This window comes from Vibrio sp. 10N.222.46.A1 (genome assembly GCF_041473595.1).
GTDB lineage: Bacteria > Pseudomonadota > Gammaproteobacteria > Enterobacterales > Vibrionaceae > Vibrio > Vibrio tasmaniensis_A.
In genome coordinates this window covers 1-2,966 of sequence record NZ_JBFRSN010000353.1, presented here as the reverse complement: position 1 = coordinate 2,966, position 2,966 = coordinate 1, and the positions used below count along the sequence as shown (strand labels likewise).

The window sequence follows — 2,966 nt, the reverse complement described above, 5'->3', positions numbered from 1 at the left end:
TCGATGGATCTACATCAATTAGCAAAAATGAGTGAAGCTGATATTGCTTCATGGGTTCGTGGTAATACAGGTAAATTTTCGCTGATATCTGACAGTGAGTTAGAAAGCACTATTGATGCCCGTGACCGTTGGGAAGAGCGAGCAACAGAATTAGCTAGTGATGTTGGTACGCTACTCAACATCGATGTTGGTGAGCACACTAGCGCTAATTGTCCTGTACAGAATGCCCTTGATGCTGTTTATCAAGCAACTCAAAAGAAAGCCAAAACCGAGGCACTGAAAGAACGCCTTAGTGGTGTTCTCAATGACGAGCTCATTAACTAGTAGGGGCAAGGTTATGGCATGGGTTATTGAAATAACACAGAGGCTTTCGGTTCGTAACAGTGAAGAGGGGCTAGACAGGTCATACGTTACCGCAATCAAACGATGCGGTACGAATTGCTCAATTACTACTTCTTTTAATAATGCGAAGGTTTACAAAAACCGTAATCACTTTCAAAAACTACTGGATTTTTTTGAGCAGTCTGGAATCGCCTATGAACTAATTTCAGTCGAAAATAAAGGGTAATCGTGTATGGTCACTAAAATCAGTTTACTTGCGGTTGCTTGCGGTTTGGCTGTGTACTTTGCGAGTAACCATTTTGATTTGAGTGTTAATCAGTCGTCAGTTGAACAACTTTCAATTGACCAAGAAACGGCACTCTTAGTTACTAAACCTGAGACTCAAAGTAAGCCAGTACAACTGACGGTTAAGCGCACAGTTGGCAATGGTAGTTTAGAAGCTCCGCAAGCAGTCGAACCAGAACCCATAGCCGATGCTGATTTAGTAATGTCGGAATCCCTAACGAGCTTGCATCTAACGGAATTTAGCGACTACTTGGGTGATGAGCAAGCAAGCGAGCACACAATATTGGCTTTTTACACGGATAGTCGATGGTATGAGTTTTATGAGCGCGTAGGTTATTCGTCAGAAGACATTCACCAGTTGATTGCTTTCCGAAGCCAATATTTGGCAGATAGTAGCCAACTTGGAAAAGAATATTACTATCACAGATGGTCAGATGCGCCTCATAGGGCATTGTCCGATACAGTGGCAGATGAGCTAATGTCCTACTTAGGTAACGGACAAGAACAAGCATTAACACTGAGTAGCACTTTATCCAGTGTGGCTAGTAAATATGGCATTACCACATCGTTAGTTGAAAGAATTGCTAAGACATACCTTCTAGGTTCAATCGGCAGAATGGAAACTACATCAGAACTATTTAACTCATCTTTCGATCCGCAAGTTGACGTAATTAAGCTTGATTCGAACTTTGTCGGCTTTTTGGTAGGGAAAGCGGGTTATACCCAAGAAATAGTTGTCATTGATAAAGGACGTTTAATGGATACATATTCGTCAAACAACAACTAAACAAATTTAAAGGGAAATTATGCCTGATATTTTGATTAACTTGGATGAACAATTGTTTGTTCCAAGCGTGGATGTTTCACTTCTAAGTATGGTGAAACTTGGCAAGTTTACGTGGCCAACAGGTGCAACTTGCGTTACTCAAGAGTGCGATGGTGCATTGCTTTGGTGGAGCGCATCTGTTGATGATGTTACGGCAGCCCGACAAGCGGCAAAACCGGATACTGGTTTGATGCCACTTATTGGCTTAGGCGATCAAGTGTCAATTGATTACTACTTGTCGAATGGTCAAGAAGTGGTAGCGAATGACTGGCAAAAAGCTGTAGTAACGATAGACCAATTCACTAATTCTAAAATTGGAACAAGGGAACAATTATGAAAATCAGTGAACTAGCTTTGCCTGTTCAAGAAAAAGAAACATTTTCTCAGGAGTTTAAAGAGTTCTTATCAGTCCTCAAAGGTTTGGTTGACAAAAAAGGTCTTGATTACCTTGGAGCAGCAGATGACCCGAATTTTGACTTTCAACGAATTAATATGAGTTTCGGGCTTGATGAAGAATCTAAAGTTGATGAGTTAATTCGAGACATACGCGATAACTTAGCAAATAACTACACTGGCGCATACTTTGTAAAAGTTAAAGGTAAGTTTCCTTTAGCTGCTAGGAAGTCACACATTCTGTCTGCTGATTGTTGGTCTGTTGAGTTCTACTTTGCCAAGTCTTGGCAGTTGCAAGAAGACATCCAACCATAGGGGGAATTGGTCGCTATGGGCAAACAAGTAAACAAAGACGTCGCTAAGTTTAACGCCCTTACTATTGCCTCAATGGTGCTTGAAAAAGTCGATATTGATGAGGAGCTAGGCGACTTTCTGGAGAGGGAGGATTTAGCTGAATTTTTGCCACTTATTCAAGACGAAATGAAGCGCTTAACTAAATCTATCGTTAACAGGGCTGAGAATCTAAACGCTAAATATAAAGGCAAGATACCAGACTTTGCTAACACTTCGCTTGAAACAGAAGCAATTCAAGATATTTGCGAAAAAATGTATTAAGGGGATTTTGAAAAATTTAGTCGCATTATTTACATTTATGGAGAAAGTAATACTTAATTTAAAGTACCAATTACAGAAAGCTTTCCTTTGTTCATTCGGTAAGCATATAGATTGCAACGGGGCGAATTTCTGTGGAGCATGTGGCTATAAAGTCAACCCCAACGCTTATCATGGGTTTGTAGCTACGCTTTATGATGGTACTAAGATACAAGTTAATGCAATAAACGAAATGCACGCTAGAAGCCTTGTTATTTACGAGAGCTGCGATGCAATTGATCGTGATACCGGAGAACCGCTATCTCGCACAAAAATCCATCCAGAAAACATTAAATCTATCGCTCTAAAAAGTTAGTTGTAACCCATACCCAAGCTATTACAGATCAATTTACTGACTGTAACGCAATGATTGGAAGTGCTGATAATGATGAGGGGTGGGAACGAAACTTAAAAGCGAATAATTTACCAATAATCGAATAACGAGGGAAAATCGATGGATCTACATCAA

6 protein-coding genes are annotated in these 2,966 nt (G+C 40.2%); all 6 read left to right on the top strand.

The window, feature by feature from the left end; all coding sequences use genetic code 11:
• Positions 1-324: hypothetical protein (locus AB4496_RS11380; RefSeq protein WP_198592082.1), on the top strand; the 324-nt coding region annotated here is incomplete at its 5' end.
• Positions 325-574: 250 nt separating this feature from the next.
• Positions 575-1,414 carry a hypothetical protein gene (locus tag AB4496_RS11375; RefSeq protein ID WP_102257475.1) on the top strand — a complete coding sequence of 280 codons (840 nt, stop codon included), beginning with the start codon at positions 575-577 and terminating at the stop codon, positions 1,412-1,414.
• A gap of 19 nt (positions 1,415-1,433) precedes the next feature.
• The gene (locus tag AB4496_RS11370) at positions 1,434-1,790 is read left to right on the top strand and encodes a hypothetical protein (protein ID WP_102257476.1); all 357 of its coding nucleotides are present in this window, start codon (positions 1,434-1,436) and stop codon (positions 1,788-1,790) included.
• Positions 1,787-2,161, top strand: coding sequence for a hypothetical protein (locus AB4496_RS11365; protein ID WP_102257477.1), 375 nt, complete (start codon positions 1,787-1,789; stop codon positions 2,159-2,161). Before AB4496_RS11370 ends, AB4496_RS11365 begins: the two co-directional genes overlap by 4 nt.
• 15 nt (positions 2,162-2,176) lie before the next feature.
• Positions 2,177-2,461: a hypothetical protein gene (locus tag AB4496_RS11360; protein WP_102257478.1), complete on the top strand. Its 285-nt coding sequence runs from the start codon at positions 2,177-2,179 to the stop codon at positions 2,459-2,461.
• 7 nt (positions 2,462-2,468) lie between these two features.
• Positions 2,469-2,813: a hypothetical protein gene (locus tag AB4496_RS11355; RefSeq protein ID WP_133151961.1), complete on the top strand. Its 345-nt coding sequence runs from the start codon at positions 2,469-2,471 to the stop codon at positions 2,811-2,813.
• Positions 2,814-2,966: the final 153 nt, after the last annotated feature.